The organism is Modicisalibacter sp. 'Wilcox' (genome assembly GCF_010993675.1).
GTDB classification, from domain to species: Bacteria; Pseudomonadota; Gammaproteobacteria; order Pseudomonadales; family Halomonadaceae; genus Modicisalibacter; species Modicisalibacter tunisiensis.
Map to the genome: position 1 here is coordinate 18,629 of NZ_WNXF01000006.1, position 24,377 is coordinate 43,005.

20 protein-coding genes are annotated in these 24,377 nt (G+C 67.9%); 9 read left to right on the forward strand and 11 right to left on the reverse strand.

The features are described 5' to 3' along the window. The first annotated feature begins 51 nt into the window (after window positions 1-51). The 3 genes from G7A98_RS07160 to G7A98_RS07170 all read left to right on the forward strand — a co-directional run bounded on the left by G7A98_RS07160 (window position 52) and on the right by G7A98_RS07170 (window position 3,321). Entirely contained in the window at window positions 52-1,494 is a 1,443-nt protein-coding gene (locus tag G7A98_RS07160; RefSeq protein ID WP_163648937.1) for an MATE family efflux transporter, read from the forward strand. Next, window positions 1,484-2,554, forward strand: a complete 1,071-nt coding sequence (locus tag G7A98_RS07165) for a DUF3080 family protein (protein WP_240464697.1) — start codon at window positions 1,484-1,486, stop codon at window positions 2,552-2,554. Before G7A98_RS07160 ends, G7A98_RS07165 begins: the two co-directional genes overlap by 11 nt. Before the next feature lie 71 nt (window positions 2,555-2,625). Beyond that, entirely contained in the window at window positions 2,626-3,321 is a 696-nt protein-coding gene (locus G7A98_RS07170; protein ID WP_163648939.1) for a hypothetical protein, read from the forward strand. An 11-nt stretch (window positions 3,322-3,332) separates the two neighbouring features. Here the strand turns inward: G7A98_RS07170 and tusA are convergent, their stop codons facing one another. Then, on the reverse strand, window positions 3,333-3,575 hold the full coding sequence (gene tusA / locus G7A98_RS07175) for a sulfurtransferase TusA (RefSeq protein WP_163648941.1): 243 nt from the start codon (window positions 3,573-3,575) through the stop codon (window positions 3,333-3,335). A gap of 37 nt (window positions 3,576-3,612) precedes the next feature. Continuing rightward, on the reverse strand, window positions 3,613-4,695 hold the full coding sequence (rlmM, locus tag G7A98_RS07180; RefSeq protein WP_163648943.1) for a 23S rRNA (cytidine(2498)-2'-O)-methyltransferase RlmM: 1,083 nt from the start codon (window positions 4,693-4,695) through the stop codon (window positions 3,613-3,615). Between the two features lie 121 nt (window positions 4,696-4,816). On the opposite strand from rlmM, the gene G7A98_RS07185 reads away from it, so the two are divergent. After that, complete coding sequence (locus tag G7A98_RS07185; RefSeq protein ID WP_163648945.1) at window positions 4,817-5,548, forward strand: RNA methyltransferase; 732 nt, start codon at window positions 4,817-4,819, stop codon at window positions 5,546-5,548. A gap of 89 nt (window positions 5,549-5,637) precedes the next feature. Here G7A98_RS07185 and rpsA read toward each other — a convergent pair whose 3' ends face one another. The 7 genes from rpsA to G7A98_RS07220 all read right to left on the reverse strand — a co-directional run bounded on the left by rpsA (window position 5,638) and on the right by G7A98_RS07220 (window position 16,009). Beyond that, window positions 5,638-7,314: a 30S ribosomal protein S1 gene (rpsA, locus tag G7A98_RS07190; protein ID WP_163648947.1), complete on the reverse strand. Its 1,677-nt coding sequence runs from the start codon at window positions 7,312-7,314 to the stop codon at window positions 5,638-5,640. Window positions 7,315-7,509: 195 nt separating this feature from the next. Next, window positions 7,510-8,208 (reverse strand): (d)CMP kinase, encoded by a 699-nt coding sequence (gene cmk, locus G7A98_RS07195; RefSeq protein ID WP_163648949.1) that lies wholly within the window; start codon window positions 8,206-8,208, stop codon window positions 7,510-7,512. Then, window positions 8,205-10,442: a bifunctional prephenate dehydrogenase/3-phosphoshikimate 1-carboxyvinyltransferase gene (locus G7A98_RS07200; RefSeq protein ID WP_163648951.1), complete on the reverse strand. Its 2,238-nt coding sequence runs from the start codon at window positions 10,440-10,442 to the stop codon at window positions 8,205-8,207. The genes cmk and G7A98_RS07200 overlap by 4 nt, the downstream gene beginning before the upstream one ends. Beyond that, window positions 10,443-11,534, reverse strand: a complete 1,092-nt coding sequence (gene pheA, locus G7A98_RS07205) for a prephenate dehydratase (RefSeq protein WP_163648953.1) — start codon at window positions 11,532-11,534, stop codon at window positions 10,443-10,445. Window positions 11,535-11,548: 14 nt separating this feature from the next. Further along, on the reverse strand, window positions 11,549-12,631 hold the full coding sequence (gene serC / locus G7A98_RS07210) for a 3-phosphoserine/phosphohydroxythreonine transaminase (protein WP_163648955.1): 1,083 nt from the start codon (window positions 12,629-12,631) through the stop codon (window positions 11,549-11,551). Window positions 12,632-12,700: 69 nt separating this feature from the next. Further along, window positions 12,701-15,418 carry a DNA gyrase subunit A gene (gyrA, locus tag G7A98_RS07215; RefSeq protein WP_163648957.1) on the reverse strand — a complete coding sequence of 906 codons (2,718 nt, stop codon included), beginning with the start codon at window positions 15,416-15,418 and terminating at the stop codon, window positions 12,701-12,703. Window positions 15,419-15,574: 156 nt separating this feature from the next. Continuing rightward, window positions 15,575-16,009 carry a thioesterase family protein gene (locus G7A98_RS07220; RefSeq protein WP_163648959.1) on the reverse strand — a complete coding sequence of 145 codons (435 nt, stop codon included), beginning with the start codon at window positions 16,007-16,009 and terminating at the stop codon, window positions 15,575-15,577. 185 nt (window positions 16,010-16,194) lie between these two features. Between G7A98_RS07220 and G7A98_RS07225 the strand changes: the two genes are divergently transcribed. Together G7A98_RS07225 and G7A98_RS07230 are read left to right on the forward strand one after the other, a co-directional pair. Next, a complete protein-coding gene (locus G7A98_RS07225) occupies window positions 16,195-17,124 on the forward strand; it encodes a recombination-associated protein RdgC (protein WP_163648961.1) in 930 nt (309 codons plus the stop codon). Further along, window positions 17,121-18,284 (forward strand): 1-acyl-sn-glycerol-3-phosphate acyltransferase, encoded by a 1,164-nt coding sequence (locus G7A98_RS07230; protein ID WP_163648962.1) that lies wholly within the window; start codon window positions 17,121-17,123, stop codon window positions 18,282-18,284. The genes G7A98_RS07225 and G7A98_RS07230 overlap by 4 nt, the downstream gene beginning before the upstream one ends. Window positions 18,285-18,399: 115 nt before the next feature. On the opposite strand, the gene G7A98_RS07235 is transcribed toward G7A98_RS07230, so the two are convergent. Continuing rightward, complete coding sequence (locus tag G7A98_RS07235) at window positions 18,400-19,878, reverse strand: TrkH family potassium uptake protein (RefSeq protein WP_163648963.1); 1,479 nt, start codon at window positions 19,876-19,878, stop codon at window positions 18,400-18,402. Window positions 19,879-19,956: 78 nt separating this feature from the next. Between G7A98_RS07235 and G7A98_RS07240 the strand changes: the two genes are divergently transcribed. Together G7A98_RS07240 and G7A98_RS07245 are read left to right on the forward strand one after the other, a co-directional pair. Then, window positions 19,957-21,120, forward strand: a complete 1,164-nt coding sequence (locus G7A98_RS07240) for a cation diffusion facilitator family transporter (protein ID WP_163648964.1) — start codon at window positions 19,957-19,959, stop codon at window positions 21,118-21,120. A gap of 260 nt (window positions 21,121-21,380) precedes the next feature. Next, window positions 21,381-21,662: a hypothetical protein gene (locus tag G7A98_RS07245; protein WP_163648965.1), complete on the forward strand. Its 282-nt coding sequence runs from the start codon at window positions 21,381-21,383 to the stop codon at window positions 21,660-21,662. 65 nt (window positions 21,663-21,727) lie between these two features. Here the strand turns inward: G7A98_RS07245 and G7A98_RS16810 are convergent, their stop codons facing one another. After that, window positions 21,728-22,180: a pilin gene (locus tag G7A98_RS16810; protein ID WP_276207483.1), complete on the reverse strand. Its 453-nt coding sequence runs from the start codon at window positions 22,178-22,180 to the stop codon at window positions 21,728-21,730. A gap of 311 nt (window positions 22,181-22,491) precedes the next feature. Between G7A98_RS16810 and pilB the strand changes: the two genes are divergently transcribed. Next, entirely contained in the window at window positions 22,492-24,312 is a 1,821-nt protein-coding gene (gene pilB / locus G7A98_RS07255) for a type IV-A pilus assembly ATPase PilB (protein WP_163648966.1), read from the forward strand. The last annotated feature ends 65 nt before the right edge of the window (window positions 24,313-24,377 follow it).

Genomic DNA, 24,377 nt, shown 5'->3' on the forward strand with positions numbered 1-24,377 from the left:
CCTAGACTGGCGGATTCGTTCCACCGACTCTTGCCCGGAGACAGGCTCGACATGGCACACCCGGCCCGGCATGCCCGCCGGCAATCCGCGCTTCAGGAGTCCCGCGACCTGCTGCGGCTGGCGCTGCCGATCTGCGGCGCCCAGCTGGCCCAGTCGGGCATGAGCGTGGCCGACGTGATCATGGCCGGCCGGGCCAGTGCCCGCGACCTGGCGGCGGTGTCGGTGGGCGCCAGCCTGTGGTTGCCGCTGATGCTGTTCATGACCGGCACGTTGATGGGCCTGACCCCGATCGTCGCCCAGCTGGTCGGCGCCGGCCGCCTGCCGGCGATTCGCGCGCCCGTGCACCAGACCCTGTGGCTGGCGCTGGTATCCGGCGTGCTGGCCAGTCTGGCTCTGGTGTTCGGCGTCGCGCCGGTGTTCACCCTGCTGGGCGTGCCCGAGGGGGTGGCGACCCTGTCCGCCGACTACCTGCGCATGGTCGCCATCGGCATGCCCGGCGTGGCGCTCTACCAGGCCCTGCGCGCCTTCGCCGACGGCATGAATCACACCCGGCCGACACTCTGGATCAGCCTGGCGGGCCTGGCCGCCAACATCCCCAGCAACTACGTGCTGATCTACGGCGGCGCCGGCATCGAGGCCGTGCTCGGCGGCGCCACCCCCGGCTGGCTGTCCGGCCTACCCGCACTCGGTGCCCGGGGATGCGGGCTGGCCACGGCCATCGCCATGTGGACGATGTGCCTGGCGATGTTCGCCTGCACGCGCCGCAGCCGGGTGCTCGCCCCGGTACGGCTGTGGCAGACGCTCTGCCCACCGCGGCGCCAGCCGCTGGCCGAGCTGCTCCGGGTCGGCGTGCCGATCGGCGTGGCGATCTTCGTCGAGGTCACGCTGTTCACCCTGATCGCGCTGCTGGTCGCCCGGCTCGGCGAGATCACGGTGGCCGCGCACCAGGTGGCGCTCAACTACACCTCGATCCTGTTCATGCTGCCGCTGTCGCTGGCCATGGCGCTGACGGTGCGCGTCGGCAACACCCTGGGACGCGGCGCGCCCGAGCGTGCCCGCTTCGTCGCCCTCGTGGGCCTGGGCGTCGGCCTCCTCGCGGCGCTGCTCAACGACCTGCTGATGTGGCTGACCGCCGGCCCGGTGGTCGCGCTCTACAGTCCCAATCCCGAGGTGCAGTCGCTGGCCCTGTCGCTGATCGGCCTGGCGCTGCTCTATCAGGTGTCGGACTGCCTGCAGGTGACGCTGGCCGGGGCGCTGCGCGGTTACAAGGACACCCGCATCATCATGGCCATCACGCTCGTCGCCTACTGGTTGGTGGGGCTGGGCGGCGGCTGGCTGCTGGCCACCGGGGCCTGGGCGGGACTCGCCCCGCTGGGGGTGCAGGGCTACTGGCTCGGCCTGATCGCCGGACTGAGCGTCGCCGCCGCTCTGCTGGGCTGGCGCCTGCACGTCATCAGCCGCCCGCCGCGTCGCGCCGAAGCGCATGGGCACTGAGCGCCGCCGGGCCTGGCGCCGGCCGGGCAGCGTGCTGGTCGGCCTGCTCATCATGGCGCTGAGCGGCTGCGGCGACCCGGCCGCCGAGCAACGCCTCGCCGCCTGGCAGGCCGGGCTCGCACAGGCGCTGGAGGTCCCGCCGCCGGCCACCCTCTCGCCGCCCAATATCGGTGCCTTTCCCGAGCGCGACGCCCGCCTGTTTCCCATCGCGGAGACGCGAGAGGGCCTGCTGGACGTCTACGCCCTGCGCCGCTGCGACATCGTCAAGCTGGTCGCCCGACGCAACAGCCAGCTGGGCAAGGTGGCACCCGCCAGCCAGCGCTGGCTCTACGAACTGACCCTCTGGCGACGCCTGCAGGCCTGCTGGAACAGCCCGGCCGCCCAGGCGCTCGCCGCCGAGGATCGCCAGCGGCTCGGCCGCCTGCTCGAACGCAAGACCCGCCAACTGCCGCGAGCCGGCTGGAACGCCCTGTTCGACGCCGAGGAATGGGTCGGCACCTTCTCGCGCGCCAGTTCGCCCCTGCCCCCCGATGCCGACCTGCGGGACGCCCTGGCCGCCCTGGCCTATCTGCGTCGGATGGTGGTACATCAGTTCGATCCCCGCTGGACGCCCACCTCGGCCCACCTGGAGGGCCACCTCAAGGCCCTCCGCCAGGCACCCTACACCGCCGAGGTCCTGCGTGGGCTGCTGCTGGCCACCCGCCGCCTCGAGGATCTGGACCGGCAGCTGGCACGGGCTGCCTGCTCGCCAGACAATGCCGCCGCCCTGAACGCGGCTCTGACCTCACCGGCGGTCCGGCGGGGGCAGGCCTATCTCGACCGCCTGGCCGAACAGGGGCGGCACTGGCTGACGGCGGTGAACGCCCTGCTCAATGCCTATCCGGTGACACGACCGGCCATCGCTCGCTATCGCCGACGCTGGCTGTCGCTCGACACCCTCGCCGCTCCCTGGCCACGGTTTCGCGATGCCCTCGAGCGCCACGCCGCACGAATCGCCACCCTGCGCCGGGACTGCGCCACACCCGGCGCCTCCGGCACGTTGACGGCCGACGGGGCTTAACTTTCGATGTCCGGCTGTGCTAATAGTGAAGCGTGGCCCAGGCCGACACATTGCCGCTGAGGAGGGTAGCCATGGGTATCCCGACGTCCCCCCGTTCCGCCCAGGTCATCGATCTGGACACCGCCCGCCACCGGCTGAGGGCCAGACGCCGGCTGATCCGCCTGGCGCCGGAGCTGGATGGCCTGGAAATGGTCTATCACCTGGCCTCGGACCCGGACACCCTGTACGGGATGCCGATTCTTGCCTGGGGGCTGCGCGAGGATGGCGAAGTGGTGGGCATGGTGCCCTGGATGGAAGCCCTGACCCCCTGCCATGAACTCGACGATCCCGAGCACGGCCATTTCGTCGGCTATCGCGACCCGGAAACCGAGGACATCTTCCTCTCCGCGCCCGAGCACAAGGTGCTCGAGCTCGAGCATGCCGCCGCCTACTTCGACTACGAGGACAGCACGGAAACCACCCTGCTCCAGCAGCTGCCCGAAACGCTGGGCACACACGCGCTGTGCCTCGACGACAGCCAGGCGAGCTGGCAGCTCAAGCTGGTGTTCGGCTGGCGGCTCTACAGCAACGGCGAGGTCGAGGCGCTGCTGGTCGACGAGAGCCGCGTGGAATCGACGCCCGTGGTGGCCGGCGATGCCTGCCTGTACGCCGGCCACAGCCGCCACGCGGTGGTGTACTTCTTCCAGCGGGCGATCGCCAACCGCATCCGCCAGGAGGACCCGGACACGCTGGAGGCGCTGGCCTGCATGGTCGGCCAGGACGGGTAGTCAGGCCCGCCTCATCCCCCCAGCCGAATGAAGTAGAGGTAGGTCTCGCCGCCGGTGTCCTGCGTTACCAGCTCGTGCCCGAGGAAATTGCAGAACTTGGGAATGTCGCGGGTGGTCGCCGGGTCGGTGGCGACCACCTTGAGGACCTCGCCGGGCTGCATGTCGCGCACCTTGTTGTGCATCAGCATGACCGGCTCGGGGCAGTAGAGCCCGCTGGTGTCGAGCTCGGCATCGAAATCGGGTGTTGCGTCCATCACTCCTCCATAGCGAACGACCGGGAACCCCGGCGGGTCAGTCCAGCCTGACATGCACCGTGACTTCCTCGCGGTCATGATAGAGCTGCTTGCAGGCGATCTCGGCCTGCACGCCGGCCCGTTCCAGCGACGCAGCCAGGCGTGACAGGCACCGCTCCACCTCGGCCCAGCGCTGCTTCATCGGCAGCTTGAGATTGAACACCGCCTCGTGGCACCAGCGCCGGATCAGCCAGCGTTCCACCATGTCGATCACCCGCATGGGCTTGTCGACGATATCACAGACCAGCCAGTCGAGCCGGTACGGCGGCTCCCAGGTGAAGCCGTCCTCGCGGAGATGCTCGACCAGGCCGGTGGCCATCAGATGGCGATCCATCGGCCCGTTATCGATGGCATAGGTGTGCATCCCGCGCCGCACCAGCTGATAGGTCCAGCCGCCCGGCGCCGCCCCCAGATCGGCCGCCTGCATGCCCTCATGCAGACGCTCCGGCCATTCATCGCGCGGCACGAAGACGTGCCAGGCCTCCTCGAGCTTCAGGGTCGAGCGGCTGGGCGCCTCCCGCGGGAAACGCAGGCGCCGGATGCCGCCGGGCTGCTCGCTGCGGTTGCCGGGAAAGCTCATCGCCACCTGGACCCGGTCACCGGCACTCCAGAACAGGTGCAGGCGCCGCCCCTGGGCCTTGCGGCGCAACGCGCCCCGCTTGCGCAGAGCGGCCTCGAGCGGGCGCTGCAGGGCCTTGGTCAACCCGGCCAGCGCCTTGGCCTCGTTGCTGTCGGGGGTTTCCTGCCACAGCGACTCGAAGCTCCAGCCGCTGGCCATCACCTGCTCGATGATCGGCGTCAGGCGATCCTCGCGGGACAGCGCCTCGAGCACCGGCAGCGCCACCAGCGACTGGCGCGCAAACACCAGCGCCTCCAGCGGCAACTGGCGATGCAGGGCGTTGGCCGGCTCTTCGTCGAGCGTCACGAAGCGCACCTGGGCAGCGCCCGGCTCGGCGACGGGATAACCCGCCCAGCCCAGGGCGGCGGCCTTGTCCTGAATCTCGGCACTCAGGTCCCGCTCGAAGCCGGCCCGGCAGTAGAAGAGCAGCTCGCGAGGCACGAGTTGCGCGGATTGTGTCATGTCATCTCCCCTGAAAGGCCCAGCAGTCTAGCGAGCCGCCCGGGCAGCGACAAGCCGCCCCCTCGTGCCGCCGGGACGGCTGGCGTACACTGGCCGCTTTTGCGCCACGAAACCCGGTCCCATGCTCGACAATATCCGCATCGTCCTCGTCCAGACCTTTCATCCCGGCAACATCGGCCAGGCGGCCCGCGCCATGAAGACCATGGGCCTGACGCAGCTGACGCTGGTCAACCCGCGTGCCTTCCCTGACGACGAGGCGACTCGCCTGGCCGCCGGGGCCGACGACGTGGTGGCCGCGGCGCGGGTCGTCGACAGCCTGGAAGCGGCGGTCGGCGACTGCGTGCAGGTCATCGGCGCCAGCGCCCGGCTGCGCAGCCTGCCGCTGCCCCACTACGACGAGCCCGATGCCATGGCCGGCGAGGTCATCGCGCACGCCGCCCAGGGGCCGGTGGCGCTGGTCTTCGGGCGCGAGCGCTTCGGCCTGACCAACGACGAGATTCGTCACTGCACGCATCAGGTCAGCATCCCCGCCAATCCCGACTACGGCGTGCTCAACCTGTCCCAGGCCGTGCAGGTGCTGGCCTACGACGTCTATCGCGCCTGGCGTCGGCAGGCGGGCCGCACGGCGCCGCAGCCCGGCCGCGGCCCCCTGCCCGACCAGGCCCAGCTGCAGCACTTCCACGCCCATCTCGAGCGGGTCATGAACGCCAGCGGCTTTCTCAACCAGCCCCATGCCCGTACCAGCGAGCACCTGCATGCCCTGTTCGCCCGGGCCCAACCCAGCCGCAAGGAGCTCTCGCTGCTGCGCGGCCTGCTGAGCGCCCTGGAGTCGCACCTGCCCGAGTCCCGCTGAGCGGCGCCCGACCCGCCAGCGCCCCACAAACAAAAACCGCGGCCCGAGGGCCGCGGTTTCGATCAGCACGCCGGAATGGCGTCAGGCGCTTAGTCCTGACCCATCTGCTGCTTGATCAGGTCGCCGATGGTGGTCGGACCACCGGTCTCGACTTCCTGCTCGCGCAGGCGGCTCATGTTGCGGCGGGTGTCCGCCTGGTCCTTGGCCTTGACCGACAGGTTGATCGCGCGGTTCTTGCGATCCACGCCGACGATCCGGGCTTCGACGCTGTCGCCTTCGTTGAGCACGTTACGTGCATCCTCGACGCGATCGGCGCTGATCTCGGAGGCCTTGAGGATGCCGATGACGTCGGTCGCCAGCTCCACGTGGGCTTCCTTGGCATCGACCTCGACGACGCGACCGGTGACGATCGAGCCCTTGTCGTTGACGGCCAGGAACTCGGAAACCGGATCGGTCTCGAGCTGCTTGATGCCCAGCGAGATGCGCTCACGCTCCGGGTCGATGGAGAGGATGACGGCTTCCGCCTCGTCGCCCTTCTTGAACTGGCGCACCGCTTCCTCGCCGGTCTCGGACCAGGAGATGTCGGACAGGTGAACCAGGCCGTCGATGCCGCCTTCCAGACCGATGAAGATACCGAAGTCGGTGATCGACTTGATGGTGCCGGAAACGCGGTCGCCCTTGTTGTAGCGCGCGTTGAAGTCTTCCCACGGGTTGGTGGTGCACTGCTTGATACCCAGGGAGATACGACGACGTTCCTCGTCGATATCCAGCACCATGACCTGAACTTCGTCGCCGACCTGAACGACCTTGGACGGATGGATGTTCTTGTTGGTCCAGTCCATCTCGGAGACGTGGACCAGACCCTCGACACCCTCTTCCAGCTCGGCGAAGCAGCCGTAGTCGGTGAGGTTGGTGACGCGGGCATTGACCTTGGTGCCTTCCGGGTAACGATCCTTGATGTTGACCCAGGGATCCTCGCCCAGCTGCTTGAGGCCCAGCGAGACGCGGTTGCGCTCGCGGTCGAACTTCAGCACCTTGACGTTGATCTCGTCGCCCACGGCCACGATCTCGGACGGGTGCTTGATGCGCTTCCACGCCATGTCGGTGATGTGCAGCAGGCCATCGACGCCGCCCAGGTCGACGAACGCACCGTAGTCGGTGAGGTTCTTGACGATACCCTGGATCTGCTGACCTTCCTGGAGGGTCGCCAGCAGGGCTTCACGCTCGGCGCTGTTCTCGGCTTCGAGAACGGCACGGCGGGAAACGACCACGTTGTTGCGCTTCGGGTCGAGCTTGATGACCTTGAAGTCGAGTTCCTTGTTCTCCAGGTGCGTGGTGTCGCGCACCGGACGGACGTCGACCAGGGAACCCGGCAGGAAGGCACGGATGGAGGACACGTCGACCGTGAAACCGCCCTTGACCTTGCCGTTGATCACGCCCTTGACGATCTCGTCCTTCTCGAAGGCCGCTTCCAGCTCTTTCCACGCTTCGGCGCGCTTGGCCTTCTCGCGGGACAGGCGGGTCTCGCCGAAACCGTCCTCGACGGCTTCCAGGGCGACCTTGACTTCGTCGCCGACGCCGATGGTCAGCTCGCCGTTCTCGTCGCGGAACTGGGCGGCGGGGATCTGTCCTTCGGATTTCAGACCGGCGTTGACGGTGATCCAGTCACCCTCGATGTCCACCACGGTCGCCATGACGATGGCACCGGGTTCCATGTTGATGTCTTGAAGTGACTGTTCGAACAGTTCAGCAAAGCTTTCGCTCATGAGCATCCTACGTGATCAACGTTGATGGCGGTTTTCGCCCTCTCCGCACCACCAGCGAGTGCGGGCCTTCTCTACATATCCCCGGGGACGTTGGCGCTGGTTCGACCTGGTCCGGCTCTCGGCATCACTCTCAGGTTGCCGGGCCACGTCATCACGTCGGGCCGGGGGCGCCGGAAGCGTTATCGCATCGGGACGTCAAAGCTGGGACACGAGGCCCCGATCTTCAATCAGCCGCAGAATGTGATCCACCACATCCGGTATCGTCAGCTCGGTGGTGTCCAGCTCGACGGCGTCGTGCGCCGGTCTCAGCGGGGCCACACTGCGCTGCATGTCGCGCGCGTCCCGAGCCTGAATCTCTTCCAAAAGACTCGATAGACTAGCATCCACTCCCGCATCCTGCAACTGACGGTAGCGCCGTCGCGCCCGTTCCTCCGCGGAGGCGGTGAGGAAGATCTTGAGCGGCGCCTCGGGAAAGACCACCGTGCCCATGTCGCGCCCGTCGGCCACCAGCCCCGGAGCCTGGCGGAACTCGCGCTGGCGCGCCAGCAGCGCCTCGCGCACCGCGGGCACCGCCGCCACGCGCGAGGCGTTCTCGCCCATGGTCTCGGTACGGATCGCCCGGGTGACGTCCTCGCCCTCGAGCAGCACCCGGGCCTCGCCCGCCTCGGCGAGAAAGGCCACGTCCAGGGCCGCCGCCAGTTGCGCCAGCCCGACGGCATCGTCGAGCGCCACCCCGTGCTTGAGCGCGGCCTGCGCGGTCAGCCGGTACAGGGCACCGGAATCCAGCAGGTGCCAGCCCAGACGCGCGGCGACCAGCCGGCTCACCGTGCCCTTGCCGGCCCCGCCGGGCCCGTCGATGGCCAGCACCGCCACCAGAGACCCGTCCGCCGTCATGACGCCTCCTCCTCGAGCGTCAGGCCGACCCGACGCGCCAGGTCGACGAAGCCGGGGAAGGAGGTCGCGACGTTCTTGCAGTCGTCGATGACGATCGGCTCGCGGGCCCGCAACGCGGCGATGGCGAAGGCCATGGCGATGCGGTGGTCGCCGAGGCTGTCGATGCGCCCGCCGCCGTAGCTCGGCCCCTCGCCGCCCTGCCCGTCGCGGCGACCGACGATGTCGATGCCGTCCTCGTGCAGAGTGTTCTCGACGCCCAGCACGGAAAGGCCGTCGGCCATGGCCGCCAGCCGGTCGGACTCCTTGACCCGCAGCTCGGCGGCGCCGCGCAGCCGCGTCACGCCCTCGGCGCTGGCGGCAGCGATGAACAGCGCCGGGAACTCGTCGATGGCCAGCGGGACCTGATCCTCGGGGATCGTGATGCCCTTGAGCGGGGTGTAGCGCACCCGAAGGTCGGCCACCGGTTCACCGCCCACCTCGTGCTCGTTGTCGATGCGGATATCCGCGCCCATCGCCTGGAGGATGTTGATCACGCCGATCCGCGTCGGGTTGATGCCGACATGCTCGAGCGTCAGGTCGGCGCCCGGCGTGATCGCCGCCGCCACCAGGAAGAAGGTCGCCGAGGAGATGTCGGCGGGCACATCGATCGGCGCCGCCGTCAGCCGGCCGCCGCCCTCGAGCCAGGCCAGGTCGCCGTCGCGGTGCACCGGGTAGCCGAAGCCGCTGAGCATGCGTTCGGTATGGTCGCGGGTCGGCGCCGGCTCGCGCACCCGCGTGGTGCCCTCGGCATAGAGCCCGGCCAGCAGCAGGCAGGACTTCACCTGGGCGCTGGCCATCGGCATGGCGTAGTCGATGCCCTTCAGGCGCTGCCCGCCGCGGATGGTCAGCGGCGGCCGCCCGCCCTCGGCGGTCTCGATCACCGCACCCATCTCGCGCAGCGGATCGGCGACGCGGCCCATCGGGCGCTTGGTCAGCGACTCGTCGCCGGTCAGTTCGGTGTCGAAGGCCTGGCCGGCCAGCAGTCCGGCGAACAGCCGCATGGCGGTCCCCGCGTTGCCGACGTAGAGCGGCCCGGCGGGCGCCTTGAGGCCATGCAGGCCGACGCCGTGAATGGTCACCCGGCCCTGATGCGGCCCCTCGATGGCCACGCCCATCTCGCGGAAGGCCTGCAGGGTGGCCAGGCTGTCCTCGCCTTCCAGGAAGCCCGAGACCTCGGTGACCCCGTCGGCGAGTGCGCCGAGCATGATCGAGCGGTGCGAGATCGACTTGTCCCCGGGCACTCGGATCGTGCCACGGACGCCGCCGCCGGGGCTGACCCGGTAACGGATATTGCGTTGTTCCATCGCCTGATATCTCGTCTTGTTCAATAGCGTGTCGAAATAGTGTCGGGCATGGCTGGCCCGGTCCAGCGTCGCCAGCATGGCATCGTCGTCGCCCGTGACGATCGCCCGTCGCAGGCGGGCCACCCCCGCCTCGAAGTCGTCCAGCGCGGCGATCACCGCCTCCTTGTTGGCGGTGAAGATGTCGCGCCACATCACCGGGTCGCTGCCGGCGATGCGCGTGAAGTCGCGAAAGCCGCCCGCCGCGTAGCGGAAGATCTCGAGGCGTTCATCCTGGCGCGCCAGGGTGTCGACCAGCGAGAAGGCCAGCAGATGCGGCAGATGGCTGGTACGCGCCAGCACCTGATCATGGCGTTCGATCGCCATGTCCACCACCTCGGCGCCGCAGGCCTGCCACATGGCCCGCACCTGCGCCAGGGCCGCGGGGTCGCTGTCCGCCCCGGGGGTCAGGATCACCTTGTGGCGGCGATAGAGATCGGGATTGGCCGCCGCCACGCCGCTCTTCTCGGACCCGGCGATCGGGTGCCCCGGAATGAAGCGCGCCGGCAGCGCACCGAACACCCGCTCGGCGGCGGCGCGGATCGCCAGCTTGGTGCTGCCCACGTCGGTGATCACCTGACCGTCGAGCAGCGGCGCCAGGCGTGCCAGCACCGACTCCATCGCCAGCACCGGCACGGCCAGCACGACGAGCTGGCTGTCGGCGACCCAGTCCGCCAGCTCGGTGCCGCCGGCATCGATCACCCCGAGCGCCAGTCCGCGGGCGATCTCGTCCGGGTCCCGGTCACAGGCCACGACACGGCCGGCAAAGCCGCCGGCCTTGAGCGCCGCGGCCAGCGAGCCGCCGATCATCCCCAGCCCGACGATCAGTACCCGGGGCGCCTGCGCGTCCGTCATCTACAGCACACCCTGCGGATAGGAGCCCAGCACCTTCATTTCCGCCGAGCGCAGGCTGACCTCATCGAGCACCGCGGCCACTTCCGGCTGGTCGACATGCCCCTTGAAGTCGATGAAGAACACGTAGTTCCACACCCCGGAGCGGGATGGCCGGGTCTCCAGCCGCGTCAGGTCGATCTGGTGACGATGGAACGGCTCGAGCAGGTCGTGCAGCGCGCCGGGCTGGTTGCGCATCGCCACCACCAGCGAGGTCTTGTCGTCGCCGCACATCGGCACCGACTCGTGGCCGATGATCAGAAAGCGCGTGGAATTGTCGGGACGGTCCTCGATCTTCTCGGCGATCTTCTCCAGCTCGTAGAGCTTGGCGGCCATGTCGCCGGCGATGGCCGCGCTGTGCCATTCGCTCTTGATCAGCCGCGCCGCCTCGGCGTTGGAGGACACCGGCACCCGCTCGGCATGCGGATAGTGGGCATCGAGCCACTTGCGGCACTGGGCGAACGACTGCGGGTGCGAGTAGATCCGCGAGATCTTGTCGCGGCGCGTGGTGCTCGCCACCAGCAGGTGATGGTGGATGCGCAGCACCACCTCGCCGCAGATGTGCATCGACGAGTCCATGAAGGAGTCGAGGGTATGGTTGACCACCCCCTCGGTGGAGTTCTCCACCGGCACCACGCCGTAGTTGACGGCACCGGCCTCGACCTCGCGGAACACCTCGTCGATCGCCGCCATCGGCAGGCTCACGGCGCTCTCGCCGAAGTGCTTGAGGGCCGCCTGCTGGGTGAAGGTGCCCTCGGGACCGAGATAGGCCACCTTGACCGGCTGCTCCAGCGCCAGGCAGGCCGACATGATCTCGCGGAACAGCCGCCCCACCTCCTCGGCGTCCAGCGGCCCCTGGTTGAGCGCCATGATGCGGCGCAGCACCTGGGACTCGCGCTCCGGCCGGTAGAACACCGCCCCGGCATCCTCGGCCAGCTTGACCCGCGCCACCTGCTGGGCACACTCGGCTCGCTCGCTGATCAGGCGCAGGATCTCGCCGTCGATCTGGTCGATGCGTTGGCGCAGTTCATCGAGATTGATCGGTATGTCGCTCATGTGCTCCCCCGCACTCAACCGTGACGCCGTTCGAAGTCGGCCATGAAGTCCACCAGCGCATCCACCGCCGCCTCGGGGACGGCGTTGTAGAGACTGGCCCGCATGCCGCCGACGCTGCGATGCCCCTTGAGGTTGAGCAGCCCCGCTGTCTCGGCCTCGCGCAGAAAGTCGCCGTTGAGCGCATCATCGGCCAGCACGAACGGCACGTTCATCCGCGAGCGATTGCGCGGCGCGATCGGATTGCTGTAGAAGCCGCTGGCGTCGATGGCGCCGTAGAGCGTCTCGGCCTTGCGCGCATTGATGGCATCCATCGCCGCCAGGCCACCGATGTCCTGCTTGAGCCACTCGAACACCAGACCCGCCAGGTACCAGGCGTAGGTCGGCGGCGTGTTGTACATCGAGCCGTGCTCCGCCATGACCCGGTAGTTGAACATGGTCGGGGTATCGGGCCGTGCGCGGTCGAGCAGGTCGTCGCGCACGATGACCAGCGTCAGCCCGGCCGGGCCGATGTTCTTCTGGGCGCCGGCGTAGATGACCCCGAAGCGCGAGACATCCAGCGGCGCCGAGAGGATCGACGAGGACATGTCGCAGACCAGCGGCACCTCGACCTCGGGGATGTAGTCGAAGGCCAGGCCGCCGATGGTCTCGTTGTCGGTGTAGTGCAGGTAGGCGGCGTCCGATGACAGCGCGATGGCCTCGGGGCGCGGCACCTCGCGCAGGCCGTTGTCCTCGCTCGACGCGGCGATGTGCGCGCCGGCGACGTGACGAGCCTCGGCGATCGCCTTCTTGCCCCAGATGCCGGTGTACAGATAGTTGGGCGTGCCGCCGCGGCCCAGCAGGTTGTAGGGGACCATGGCGAACTGCGAGGAGGCGCCGCCCTGCAGGAACAGCACCCGGTAGTTGTCGGGGATCGCCAGCAGCTCGCGCAGGGTGGCCTCGGCGGCCTCGGCGATCGCCGTGAAGTCGGCGCTGCGATGGCTCATCTCCATCACCGACAGGCCACGACCGTGATAGTCGAGCAGCTCTTCCTGGGCGCGTTGCAGAACCGGGGTCGGCAGCGCGGCCGGCCCGGCACAGAAGTTGTAAAGGCGTGTCATCAGCGTTGCGTCTCACAAGTCCGTGAAAGACGACCGCCGTGATCGCGGCGGTCGCGGGGGATCAGGCGCTCACTCGGCGTCATCCGGGGTGCCCGGCGCGGCCGCGTCGGATGCGGTTTCATCGCCTGACTCGGCCGCACCGTCCTCGGCCATCTCGTCGACGCCCTCCTCCTCGTCGCTGGGCTCGTCGACGCGTACCGTCTTGACCAGCGACTCGGCCTCGCCCAGACGAATCAGCATCACGCCCTGGGTGTTGCGCGAGGTCACCGAGACCTCCTCGACCCGGGTACGCACCAGGGTGCCGCGATCGGTGATCAGCATCATCTCGTCGCTGCCGTGCACCTGGATGGCCGAGACCAGGTCGCCGTTGCGGTTGCTGGTCTGCATGGCGATGACCCCCTGGCCGCCGCGACCGCGCAGCGGAAACTCCTCCAGCCGGGTGCGCTTGCCGTAGCCGTGCTCGGAGGCGGTGAGGATATAGGCCTGCTCCGCTTCGGTCGCCGCCGCGGCATCGCCGGCACCCGTGTCTTCGGCAGCGGCCTCCTCGCTGTCGATCCGGGTCGAACGCGGAATGATCAGGCTGATCACCTCGGCGTCGTCGGCCAGGCGCATGCCACGCACGCCGCGGGCGGTGCGCCCCATGGCCCGCACGTCGCCCTCGTCGAAGCGGATCGCCTTGCCGTTGGAGGACAGCAGCATGACGTGATCCGAGCCGCCGGTGATGGACGCGCCGACCAGGCGATCGCCCTCGTCGAGGTCGATGGCGATCAGGCCGACGCTGCGCGGCCGCGAGAACTGCTCGAGCGAAGTGCGCTTGACGGTGCCCCGGGCGGTGGCGAAGAAGATGTAGCTGTCCTCGCGGTACTCGCGCACCGGCAGCATGGCGTTGATCGCCTCGTCGTCGTCCAGCGGCAGCAGGTTGACCAGCGGCTTGCCCCGCGAGCCGCGGCTGGCGGCGGGAATCTCGTAGACCTTCAGCCAGTAGACCTTGCCCTTGTTGGAGAACAGCAGCACGGTGTCGTGGGTCGAGGCCACCAGCAGGTGCTCGATGACGTCCTCGTTCTTCATGCTGGTCGCCGACTTGCCGCGGCCGCCGCGGCGCTGGGCCCGGTAGTCGCTGATCGGCTGGCTCTTGGCATAGCCCGAGCGCGAGATGGTGACCACCATGTCCTCTTCGCTGATCAGGTCCTCGATGGTCAGGTCGAGCCGGCTGGTCTGGATCTCGGTCTTGCGCGCATCGCCGTACTGATCGCGCACGGCGCTCAGCTCCTCGCGAATCACCTCCAGCAGGCGATCCGCGGAGGCCAGGATGGCGGACAGCTCGGCGATCCGCTCGAGAATGCCCGAGTATTCGTTGAGCAGCTTCTCGGTCTCGAGCCCGGTCAGGCGATGCAGGCGCAACTCGAGGATCGCCTGGGCCTGGGCCGGCGACAGGCGATACTCGCTGCGATCGACGGACAGCCCGAAGCCTTCCTCCAGTGCCTCGGGGCGACAGGACTCGGCCCCCGCGCGGGACAGCATGTCGAGCACCTGCCCCGGCCGCCAGGAGCGCTCGATCAGCTTGTCCTTGGCCTCGGCCGCCGACGGCGACGCCTTGATCAGCTCGATCACCTTGTCGATGTTGGAAATCGCGACCGTCAGGCCCTCGAGGATATGGCCCCGCTCGCGGGCCTTCTTGAGCTCGAACAGCGTGCGCCGGGTGACCACCTCGCGGCGGTGGCGCACGAAGGCCTCGAGCATTTCCTTGAGGTTGAGCGTCTTGGGCTGGCCGTTGTCCAGCGCCACCATGTTGATGCCGAACACCGTCTCGAGCTGGGTGTGGGCGAACAGGTTGTTGACCACCACCTCGCCGGACTCGCCGCGCTTGACCTCGATCACCACGCGCAGGCCTTCCTTGTCGGATTCGTCGCGCAGCTCGGCGATGCCCTCGATGCGCTTGTCCTTGACCAGCTCGGCGATCTTCTCGATCAGTCGCGCCTTGTTGACCTGATAGGGCAGCTCGGTGATGACGATGTGGTCGCGACCGCTCTTGTCGTCATGCTCGATGGTGTGGCGCGCCCGCACGTAGATGCGCCCGCGACCGGTGCGGTAGGCGTCGAGGATGCCGGCCCGGCCGTTGATGATGCCGCTGGTGGGGAAGTCCGGCCCCGGAATGTACTCCATCAGGTCGTCGACCGAGAGCGTGTAGTCGTCGATCAGCGCCAGGCAGCCGTCGACCACCTCTCTCATGTTGTGGGGCGGGATGTTGGTGGCCATGCCCACCGCGATGCCCGAGCCGCCGTTGACCAGCAGGTTGGGCACCCGGGTCGGCAGCACGTCGGGGATGCGCTCGGTGCCGTCGTAGTTGTCGACCCAGTCGACGGTGTCCTTCTCCAGGTCGGCGAGCAGCTCGTGGGCGAGCCGCGCCATGCGCACCTCGGTGTAACGCATCGCCGCCGCGCTGTCGCCGTCGATCGAGCCGAAGTTGCCCTGGCCGTCGACCAGCACGTAGCGCATCGAGAAGTCCTGGGCCATGCGCACGATGGTGTCGTAGACCGCGCTGTCGCCGTGCGGGTGGTACTTACCGATGACATCGCCGACCACACGGGCGGACTTCTTGTACGGCTTGTTCCAGTCATTGCCCAGCTCGTGCATGGCATACAGCACACGCCGGTGAACGGGCTTGAGCCCGTCGCGCACGTCAGGCAGTGCACGACCGATGATCACGCTCATCGCGTAATCGAGATACGACTGCTTGAGCTCGTCCTCGATATTGACTGGCAGAATCTCTCTGGCGATGTCACCCATGTATCGTCAAATCCTTTGCACTGCGACTGATGAACGCTGGCCGGACAGCCAGCAAGCGGTCCCCGTGACCCGACGGACCGCGGAGCCCCCGGCGAGCCGATGGACGCCGATAATCGAGCGATTATACCATCCGCCCCGCCGTTAAGCAGCGGCGGATCAGGCGCGATCGGCCGCCGGACTCAGCACGTAGGGCGTCAGGGTGTCGCGCAGTTCGCCCTCGATGGCCATGGCGCGCCCGGTATGGGTGTCGAGCAGCACGAAGGTGAAGTCGGCATCGGCGATGCGCTTGCCGTCGGCAACGCGATTGATCTCCTGATGGATGATCGCGCTGCGATGATTGAGCCCGGCCAGCGAGGTGAGCACCTCGAGCTCGTCATGAATCACCGCGGCCCGGCGGTAGTTGATGTTGAGGTTGACCGCCACGGCCGCCAGCCCCCGATTGAACAGCTCGGCCAGGTCGAACTGCTGCTCGAAATAGGCCCAGCGCCCCTCCTCGAGAAATTCCAGGTAACGCGCATTGTTGACATGGGCGTACCCGTCGAGATGAAAGCCGCGCACGCGAAGGGTCGAACGAGCGATACGGTTATCCATGAGTCGGCAATCCTTGAGCATCAAAAAAGAGAAATGCTCTCGATTCTAGTCAGCCCCACACCGGGGAACAAACGGTAGTTTGAAACTGGCGACAAGTGCTTGCTGCATTCGACGTCGCCGCGCGACGACTGGTACCTGCCAGGTCAATTCGCCATAATGTGTCTCCTTTGCAACGGGACGACGCCATGTGGTTCAAGCACTTGCACCTGTATCGCCTGCACGACGCGCCGTCGCTGACCGCCGATGACCTGCTGGCGGCCCTCGATGAGCAGGCCTTTCGCCCGCTCGGCGAGAGCGAAGCCAAACGCCTGGGCTGGCAGGCGCCGGCCGGCCAGGGGGGATCCCGCCGCCTGCATGAACTCCAGGGGCAGCGCCTTCTGACCGTGGCCCGCCAGGAGCGCCTGCTGCCCGCCTCGGTGGTGCGCGAGGCCGTCGAGAGCCGCGCTGCCGAGCGCGAGGCCGCCGAGGGCCGGCCGCTGCGCCGTCCGGAAAAGCAAGCGCTCAAGGAGCAGGTCTACGAGGAGTTCCTGCCGCGCGCCTTCGTGCGCACCCAGCGCATCGACCTGTGGTGGGACACCCGCAACGCCCTGATCGGCGTCAACGCCTCGAGCCGGGCCCGCGCCGAGGATGCCCTCGACCTGCTGCGCCAGACGCTGGGCTCGCTCAAGGTCACGCCGCTGGCCACGAAGGTGACGCCGACCCGCGCCATGACCGAATGGCTCTCGCAGCCCAGCGCCCGGCCCGCCGGGCTGGAGCTCGGCGACCAGGTGGAACTCAAGTCGACCACCGGCGACGACAGCGTGCTGCGCGGCCGTCAGGTCGACCTGGACGGCGACGACATCCAGACCGCGCTGGACAGCGGCCGCCAGGCCACCCGGCTGGCCTTCACCATTCAGGACGCCGTGTCGCTGGTGCTGCACGACGACCTGGCGCTGAAGTCGCTGCGCTTCGCCGACGCGGTCCTCGACGAAGCCGCCGACAACGAGACCGGCGACGACCCGGAGCTGCGCCTGGAAACCGACTTCCTGCTGATGAGCCAGGTCCTGGCCCGCTCCATCGAACAACTCATCGACTGGCTGGGCGGCGAAGCCTCCCCGGCTGCACCGACACCATGACACAACTGCTTTCCCCCGACGCCTTCGAAAAGATTCGCCCCTACCACGACGACGAGGTCGCCGGCGTGCTCGACCGCCTGGCCCACGACCGGGAGTTCCTCGACGCCATCACCCGCTACCGGCTGCCCCGCCTGTCGCGCCATGCGCCCTGGCTCGCCCGCCGGCTGGCCGCCTTCGCCCTGCAGCGGCAGATGCGCGGCGTGGCCAGCGTCGCCGACTTCCAGTCCCACATCGCCGCCTACATGCGGCGCATGCTGGCCACCACCACCGATGCCTTCACCGTCGAGGGCATCGACAAGCTCGACCCCGAGCGGGCCTACCTGTTCATCGGCAACCACCGCGACATCGCCCTCGACCCGGCCTTCGTCAACTACGCGCTCTACCAGGCCGGGCGCAACACCGTGCGCATCGCCATCGGCGACAACCTGCTGCAGAAGCCCTTCGTCACCGACCTGATGCGCCTCAACAAGAGCTTCATCGTGCCGCGCAGCGCCAAGGGCAAGCGCGCCATGCTCGCCGCCTACCAGACCCTGTCGAGCTATATCCGTCATTCGATCACCGTCGACAACCATCCGGTCTGGCTGGCCCAGCGCGAGGGCCGCGCCAAGGACGGCATCGACCGCGCCGACAGCGCCATCGTCAAGATGCTGACCATGGCCCGCCGCCAGGAAGACAAGCACGCCGACTTCGCCGAGGCGATCCGCGAGCTGCGCCTGGTGCCGGTGTCAATCAGCTACGAGTACGACCCCTGCGACCTGCAGAAGGCCCGCGAGCTGCACGCAGTGCACACCGAAGGCCGCTACGAGAAGGTCGAGTTCGAGGATATCCGCTCCATCGTCGCCGGCATCACCGGCTACAAGGGACGCATCAAGCTGACCTTCGGCACCCCGCTGGAAGGCGGCTTTGCCACCCCCGACGCGGTGGCCGAGGAGATCGACCGCCAGGTGCTGGCGGGCTACCACCTGTTCCCCAGCCACTATCTGGCGCTCGAGGCCAGCGGCCTGGCCCCGGACCTCGTGGATCTCAGCGAGGTCACCGCGGCCGACCGCCAGCGCTTCGAGGCCCGCCTGGCGACAGTGCCGGAGCACCTGCGGGCGTGGTGGCTGGCGCAGTACGCCAACCCGGTGCTCAATCGCGCCGGCAGAATCGAGGCGGAATAGCGCCGGGCTGCGGGCTGCGGGCTGCGGGCTGCGGGCTGCGGGCTGCGGGCTGCGGGCTGCGGGCTGCGGGCTGCGGCAGATTTTAGCTCGTAGCTCGCCGCCCGCGACTCGCCGCTTATTTCCGCCAGAACATCGGCGTCAACAGCACCAGCACCGTCAGGATCTCCAGCCGCCCCATCAGCATGCCCACACACAGCAGCCACTTCGCCGCGTCGGGCAGCGTGGAGAAGTTGCCCGCCGGGCCGATGATCTCGCCCAGCCCCGGGCCGACGTTGGCCACCGCGGTGGCCGCCCCCGACAGCGCCGTGACCAGGTCGAGCCCCAGCATCGACAGCCCCAGCGCCAGCCCGGCCACGGTCAGGAAGAAGAAGAAGGAAAACGCCACCACGCCACGCCCGATCTCATCGCTGAGGATGCTGTCGTTGTAGCGCTGGGCGAACACCCCGTTGCTGTGAATCAGGAAACGCAGCTGGTTGCGCAGCATCAGCAGCGCAATCTGGAAGCGGAAGATCTTCATGCCGCCGCTGGTGGAACCGCTGCAGCCGCCGACGAACGTCAGGTAGAAGAACGCCACGATTGCCAGCGCGCCCCACTGGGTGTAATCGTCGGACGCGTACCCGGTGGTGGTCACCACCGAGACGACATTGAACGTCACCTGGCTCAGCGACTCGAAGACCGGCAGCCCACCGAGCACGCGATAGGCGGTCAGCACGCCGATCGCCAGCGCCAGCAGCACCAGCATGCCGCGCACCTGCTGGTCGCGCCACAGCACGCCCGGCGTGCCGCGCATCGCGCGGATGTAGAGCACGAACGGCAAGGCGCCGCTGAGCATGAACAGCGAGCCCAGCCACAGCAGCACCGGCTGGTGGGCATAGGCGCTGAAGGAGGCGTCGGAATTGGCGAAGCCGCCGGTGGACAGCGAGGTCATCGCCAGCACCACCGCATCCAGCGGCAGCATGCCCGCCAGCCAGTAGCACAGGGTGGCCAGTGCCGTCAGGCCCAGGTAGATGCTCATGGTGGCCTTGGCGATGCCGTCGGTGCGCGGCATCACCTTGTCGGACCAGTCCGAGGACTCGGTATGGAACAGCCGCATGCCGCCGACCTTGAGGAACGGCAGAATGGCGATCGCCATGACGATGATGCCGATGCCGCCCAGCCACTGCATCATGCCCCGCCACAGCTTGAGCCCGTCGGAGAGGCGCTCGATGCCCACCAGGATGGTCGACCCCGTGGTGGTGATCGCCGACACAGACTCGAAGACGGCATCGGTGAACGACAGCTGCGGCGCCCCCAGCACCAGCGGCAGGCTGGCGAAGCCGCTCACCGTCAGCCAGCTCAGGGTGGTCAGAACGAACATCTGGCGCGGCTTGAGGGCGATGGGCACATGGCGGGTCAGCAGCAGCACGCTTGCCACCGTCGCCAGCACGATCGCCATCGACAGCGCGAAGGCGTGGGCATCCGGGTCCCCCTCGGCCAGCAGCACCAGCCACGGCAGGATCATGAAGGCGGCCAGCACCAGCCACAGCACGGCCAGTACCTTGAAGACCGGTGCCCACGAGCTGAGCGACAGCCGCGGCATCACGAGTGAAGCCATTGCGTTCGTTCCCTTGCGTCCCTGTATGCGGGCGAGGACTATAACGTACAACTGAACTCGCTTCCCGGAAAACACCGCATGACACAAGCCTTTACTCGCGCCGAAGAGACCCGTCTCGCCCATCGCGTCACCATCATCGGCGCCGTCCTGGACACCCTGCTGGGCATCGCCAAGATCCTCGTCGGGCTCGCCGTGGGCTCCGCCGCGCTGGTCGCCGACGGCATCCACTCCTTCTCCGACCTGCTGACCGACGTCTTCGTGGTCGTCGCCACCCACTTCGGCCGCCAGGAGCCCGATCACAACCACCCCTACGGCCACGGCCGCATCGAGACCCTCGGCACCCTGCTGCTGGGCAGCGTGCTGCTGTTCGTCGCCGGCGGCATCGCCTGGGCCAGCCTCAGCCGGCTGCTGGCCGGCACCCCGGTGCCCCCGGCCGGCCCCTGGGCCATCGGCCTGGCGGTGGTCGCCCTGCTCGGCAAGGAGTGGATCTTCCGCTATACCCTGAAGGCGGCACGGCGCATCCGTTCGCGCCTGCTCGAGGCCAACGCCTGGCATTCACGCAGCGATGCCCTGTCCACGGTGGCGGTGCTGGTCGGCCTGATCGGCAGCGAGCTGGGCGCCGGCTGGCTGGACGCGGTCGCCGCGGTGGTGGTCGGCCTGCTGGTGGGCAAGATCGGCGTCGAGCTGCTTTGGGAGGCGGGCCGCGAGCTGGTCGACACCGCCCTGCCCGAGGCGGACCAGCGGCGCATGCGCGAGCTGGCCATGGCGGTGCCCGGCGTGCGCGACGTGCACCAGCTGCGCACCCGTACCGTTGCCGAGCAGGTGCTGCTCGACCTGCACCTGGTGGTGGCGCCGCGGCTGACCGTCTCCGAGGCCCACGAGATCGGCAACCAGGTCTGCCGCGAGCTGTATGCCGCCTTTCCGCGGCTGGAGGACATCACCTTCCACGTCGACCCCGAGGACGACTCCCACGACGCCCGTCCCGATGCCGACGACGGCCTGCCGCTGCGCGCCGACGTGGAGGACGCCCTGGAACAGGCCTGGGGGCGGCTGGACTGCTGGCAGTCCCGCGTGGCGCTGGACCTGCACTACCTGGACAACCGCATCGACGTCTCGCTGTATATCGACGAGCGCCTCGCGCCCCACGACCTGAACCACCAGGCCGAGCGCCTGCGCCATGCCGGCGAGACCCTGCCCTGGCTGGGCCAGCTTCGCGTGTGGCGCGGGCCGGGGCGCGCCTGAGTCTGCGCTCGCTTCAATGTGCAGATTAGCGGCAGCATCACTCGGGCTTCGCCGGCGGTAGGTCTCCAGGGGCGCTATGAACCCCTCCCTGGGCGCTACTTTGGCCATCCATGGCCAAAAACCCCCTCTCGACCTACCGCCGGGCGCCCTCGTCATCGCCAACCGCGATTGTCCTGGAGCCACTCACTCTGGCCTGACGCATCGCCTGGCTCGTGGTATCTTGCGCGGTAACGTTATCCGTCGACGGGGAGAAAACCGCCATGGCCAGCTCGGAAATGCAGAAAGTCCGTGTCATCAACGAACTGCGGGATTTCATCAAGAAGCTGCTGCAGGATCCGGCGATCCTCGAGCAATCGCTCGCCGTGGCCCGCCAGCGCCTGGATCAGGACAGCGGCCCGGCGGCCCTGGCGCAGATCGCCAACGAGATCAGCGACACCACCAGCATCCATATACCGGACGATCCGGAGTCTTATTCGGAAGCGGACAAGCTGTTCCTGGAGTTGCTGAAGGAAGTGGTGAGTGAGGAGAAGGCACTTTATTAATATTAAAACTTATGGGCTGCTCGAAATTCTAAGCAGCCCATAAGGATTTTTTTCAATTTTAAGGCTTAAAGGGTCGGATCAGAGCAGTTATTTGGAATTGCCTGTTCCGGAATATTGGCAGTGGTACAAGTCCAGACTCCGTCAGCATCACGCGTAAGAGTTACTGTTGAATTGGCCGGCAAAACAGACTCGCCATCAAAAGTAAAAGTTAAAGTCCCAGCACCAGTATCTGCATCAGTTACATTCGCCGCCACCGTACCCAGAGAACTTGCACCCGACTGCATTCCAAGATCGGTCACAGCCGTAATCGTATCTGAAGAAAATATAGCTGCATCGTAAGGGGTTTGTAACGACCTGATGGTCGAGTAGCCAGCTGAAGCTTCTGACCGTTCAACATAATTTTGGTACTGGGGAACAGCAATCGCTGCTAAAACCCCAATAATCGCTACAACAACCAGCAACTCGATCAGCGTAAAACCGCCCTGCCCCCGGGCCGTCCGGGTCATCGTCTTCATCATTTCCAGCTCCCTCGAATCCATGCGTACCGTGTCGGCCCGTTGCCGACGCCCTCCGACGCTATCACAGCCCGGAAGGCCTCGTGGACCCTCGCGCGTCAACGCGGCATGAGGCAAAGGCCCCGCTCACCTTGACAATCGTCATGCGCGCGGTGGCAGGCCTGCACCACCGGCGTTGAAATAGACTACATTATTTTACACCAGAAACGCCCTGCCGAGAGTACCGTATTTCATGGTGGCTCGGGTCGGCATCCTGGCTGATCGGTGCCCCACGCAGGAACGCGACCGCAACGAGAGGCAGAACGCCCGACGCCATGTCTTCCTACCAGCCCCCCTACGCCCCCGATACCGATGACACGCCGCCAGCATCGACGGACGATGCGCCGGTAGCCGGCTCGCCTCTGGCCCGCGCCTCGGCGGGGCATTCGGACGGGCTGCGCGGCCTGTCCCGGCGGCTGATCGCCGAGGGGCGGGTCAGCGAGGCGGCGATGCACCAGGCGGAGGAAGAGGCCCGGGCCAATGAAACCTCGCTGCTCAAGCACATCATCGATACCGGCCTGGTCACCGCCCGGGATGCCACCCAGGCGGCCGCCCGCGAGTACGGGCTGCCGGTGGTCGACCTCAACGCCCTGCGCCGCGACCGCTTCCCGCCGTCGCGGGGCATGCCGGAAAACGTCCTGCGCCGGCATCACATCCTGCCGCTGATGCGGGTCGAGCACCGTCTCACCGTGGCGGTGCCCTTCCCCTCTACCCTGGCCGCCCTGGACGAGCTGCAGTTCGCCACCGGGCTGTCGGTGGACGGCGTGCTGGCCCCCATCGACCAGCTCGAGCCCGCCGTCGAGAACTACCTGGCCCAGGGCAACGCCGACAGCATGCTCGAGGCGCTGGACGATGCCACCGGCCTCGACGAGCTCGAGGCCGAGGCGATTCCGCTCGACGAGGAGCCCACCCTCGACGCCAGCACCGCCGGCGACGATGCCCCGGTGGTCAGGTACGTCAACAAGATCCTGCTCGACGCCATCCGCCGCGGCGCCTCGGACATCCACTTCGAGCCCTACGAGAGCACCTACCGGATTCGCTATCGCATCGACGGCATGCTGCTCGAGGTCGCCCAGCCGCCCTTCAACCTGCGTACGCGCATCGCCGCGCGCCTGAAGATCATGGCGCGGCTGGACATCTCCGAGCGCCGGCTGCCCCAGGACGGCGCCATCAAGCTGCGCCTGTCGCGCAACCGCTCGATCGACTTCCGCGTCAACTCGCTGCCCACCGTCTACGGCGAGAAGATCGTCCTGCGCCTGCTGGACCCCACCTCGGCGAAGCTGGGCATCGACGCCCTGGGCTTCACGCCCGAGCAGCGGGCGATGTACGAGAGCGCGCTGGCCGCCCCCCAGGGCATGATCCTGGTCACCGGCCCCACCGGCAGCGGCAAGACGGTGACGCTCTACACTGGGCTCAACCAGCTCAATACCGCCGAGCGCAACATCTCCACCGCCGAGGACCCGGTCGAGATCAAGCTGCCGGGGGTCAACCAGGTCAACGTGCTGCCCCGGATCGGCCTGGACTTCGCCACCGCCCTGCGCGCCTTCCTGCGCCAGGACCCGGACGTGATCATGGTCGGCGAGATCCGCGACCTGGAAACCGCGGAGGTCGCCGTCAAGGCTGCGCAGACCGGCCACCTGGTGCTGTCGACGCTGCACACCAACTCCGCCGCCGAGACCCTGACCCGGCTGCGCAACATGGGGCTGGCCCCCTACAATATCGCCAGCTCGGTCTCGCTGATCATCGCCCAGCGGCTGGCCCGCAAGCTCTGCCGCCACTGCCGCGAGCCCGCGGACATTCCCCGGCAGGTGCTGATCGAGGCCGGCTTCACCGAGGACGAGATCGCCGGCGCCCGGCTCTATCGGCCGGTGGGCTGCCAGCAGTGCACGCTGGGCTACAGTGGCCGGATCGGGATCTACGAGGTGGTCCCGGTCGACGACGAGATCGACCGCCTGATCCTGGCCGAGGCCAGCGCCATGGACATCGCCGCCGTCGCTCGCCGGCAGGGTTACCCGGACCTGCGGCACAGTGGCCTGCGCAAGGTGCTCGACGGCACCACCAGCCTCGAGGAGATCAGCCGCGTCACCAAGGATTGACAGACAGGAATTGCAAAACAGTCCCCGCAGAGGGATGACGAATGGCCGCCACGGCGGCCCTGACG

Bases quoted from the DNA above. Each gene is read 5' to 3' on its own strand.
- serC (WP_163648955.1), bottom strand. From the start codon at position 12,631: ATGACACGCCTTTACAACTTCTGTGCCGGGCCGGCCGCGCTGCCGACC.
- G7A98_RS07160 (WP_163648937.1), top strand. From the start codon at position 52: ATGGCACACCCGGCCCGGCATGCCCGCCGGCAATCCGCGCTTCAGGAG.
- G7A98_RS07230 (WP_163648962.1), top strand. From the start codon at position 17,121: ATGACACAACTGCTTTCCCCCGACGCCTTCGAAAAGATTCGCCCCTAC.
- G7A98_RS07170 (WP_163648939.1), top strand. From the start codon at position 2,626: ATGGGTATCCCGACGTCCCCCCGTTCCGCCCAGGTCATCGATCTGGAC.
- pilB (WP_163648966.1), top strand. From the start codon at position 22,492: ATGTCTTCCTACCAGCCCCCCTACGCCCCCGATACCGATGACACGCCG.
- G7A98_RS07165 (WP_240464697.1), top strand. From the start codon at position 1,484: ATGGGCACTGAGCGCCGCCGGGCCTGGCGCCGGCCGGGCAGCGTGCTG.
- rlmM (WP_163648943.1), bottom strand. From the start codon at position 4,695: ATGACACAATCCGCGCAACTCGTGCCTCGCGAGCTGCTCTTCTACTGC.
- rpsA (WP_163648947.1), bottom strand. From the start codon at position 7,314: ATGAGCGAAAGCTTTGCTGAACTGTTCGAACAGTCACTTCAAGACATC.
- G7A98_RS07200 (WP_163648951.1), bottom strand. From the start codon at position 10,442: ATGACGGACGCGCAGGCGCCCCGGGTACTGATCGTCGGGCTGGGGATG.
- G7A98_RS07185 (WP_163648945.1), top strand. From the start codon at position 4,817: ATGCTCGACAATATCCGCATCGTCCTCGTCCAGACCTTTCATCCCGGC.
- G7A98_RS07225 (WP_163648961.1), top strand. From the start codon at position 16,195: ATGTGGTTCAAGCACTTGCACCTGTATCGCCTGCACGACGCGCCGTCG.
- G7A98_RS16810 (WP_276207483.1), bottom strand. From the start codon at position 22,180: ATGATGAAGACGATGACCCGGACGGCCCGGGGGCAGGGCGGTTTTACG.
- G7A98_RS07220 (WP_163648959.1), bottom strand. From the start codon at position 16,009: ATGGATAACCGTATCGCTCGTTCGACCCTTCGCGTGCGCGGCTTTCAT.
- gyrA (WP_163648957.1), bottom strand. From the start codon at position 15,418: ATGGGTGACATCGCCAGAGAGATTCTGCCAGTCAATATCGAGGACGAG.
- G7A98_RS07235 (WP_163648963.1), bottom strand. From the start codon at position 19,878: ATGGCTTCACTCGTGATGCCGCGGCTGTCGCTCAGCTCGTGGGCACCG.
- tusA (WP_163648941.1), bottom strand. From the start codon at position 3,575: ATGGACGCAACACCCGATTTCGATGCCGAGCTCGACACCAGCGGGCTC.
- G7A98_RS07240 (WP_163648964.1), top strand. From the start codon at position 19,957: ATGACACAAGCCTTTACTCGCGCCGAAGAGACCCGTCTCGCCCATCGC.
- cmk (WP_163648949.1), bottom strand. From the start codon at position 8,208: ATGACGGCGGACGGGTCTCTGGTGGCGGTGCTGGCCATCGACGGGCCC.
- pheA (WP_163648953.1), bottom strand. From the start codon at position 11,534: ATGAGCGACATACCGATCAATCTCGATGAACTGCGCCAACGCATCGAC.
- G7A98_RS07245 (WP_163648965.1), top strand. From the start codon at position 21,381: ATGGCCAGCTCGGAAATGCAGAAAGTCCGTGTCATCAACGAACTGCGG.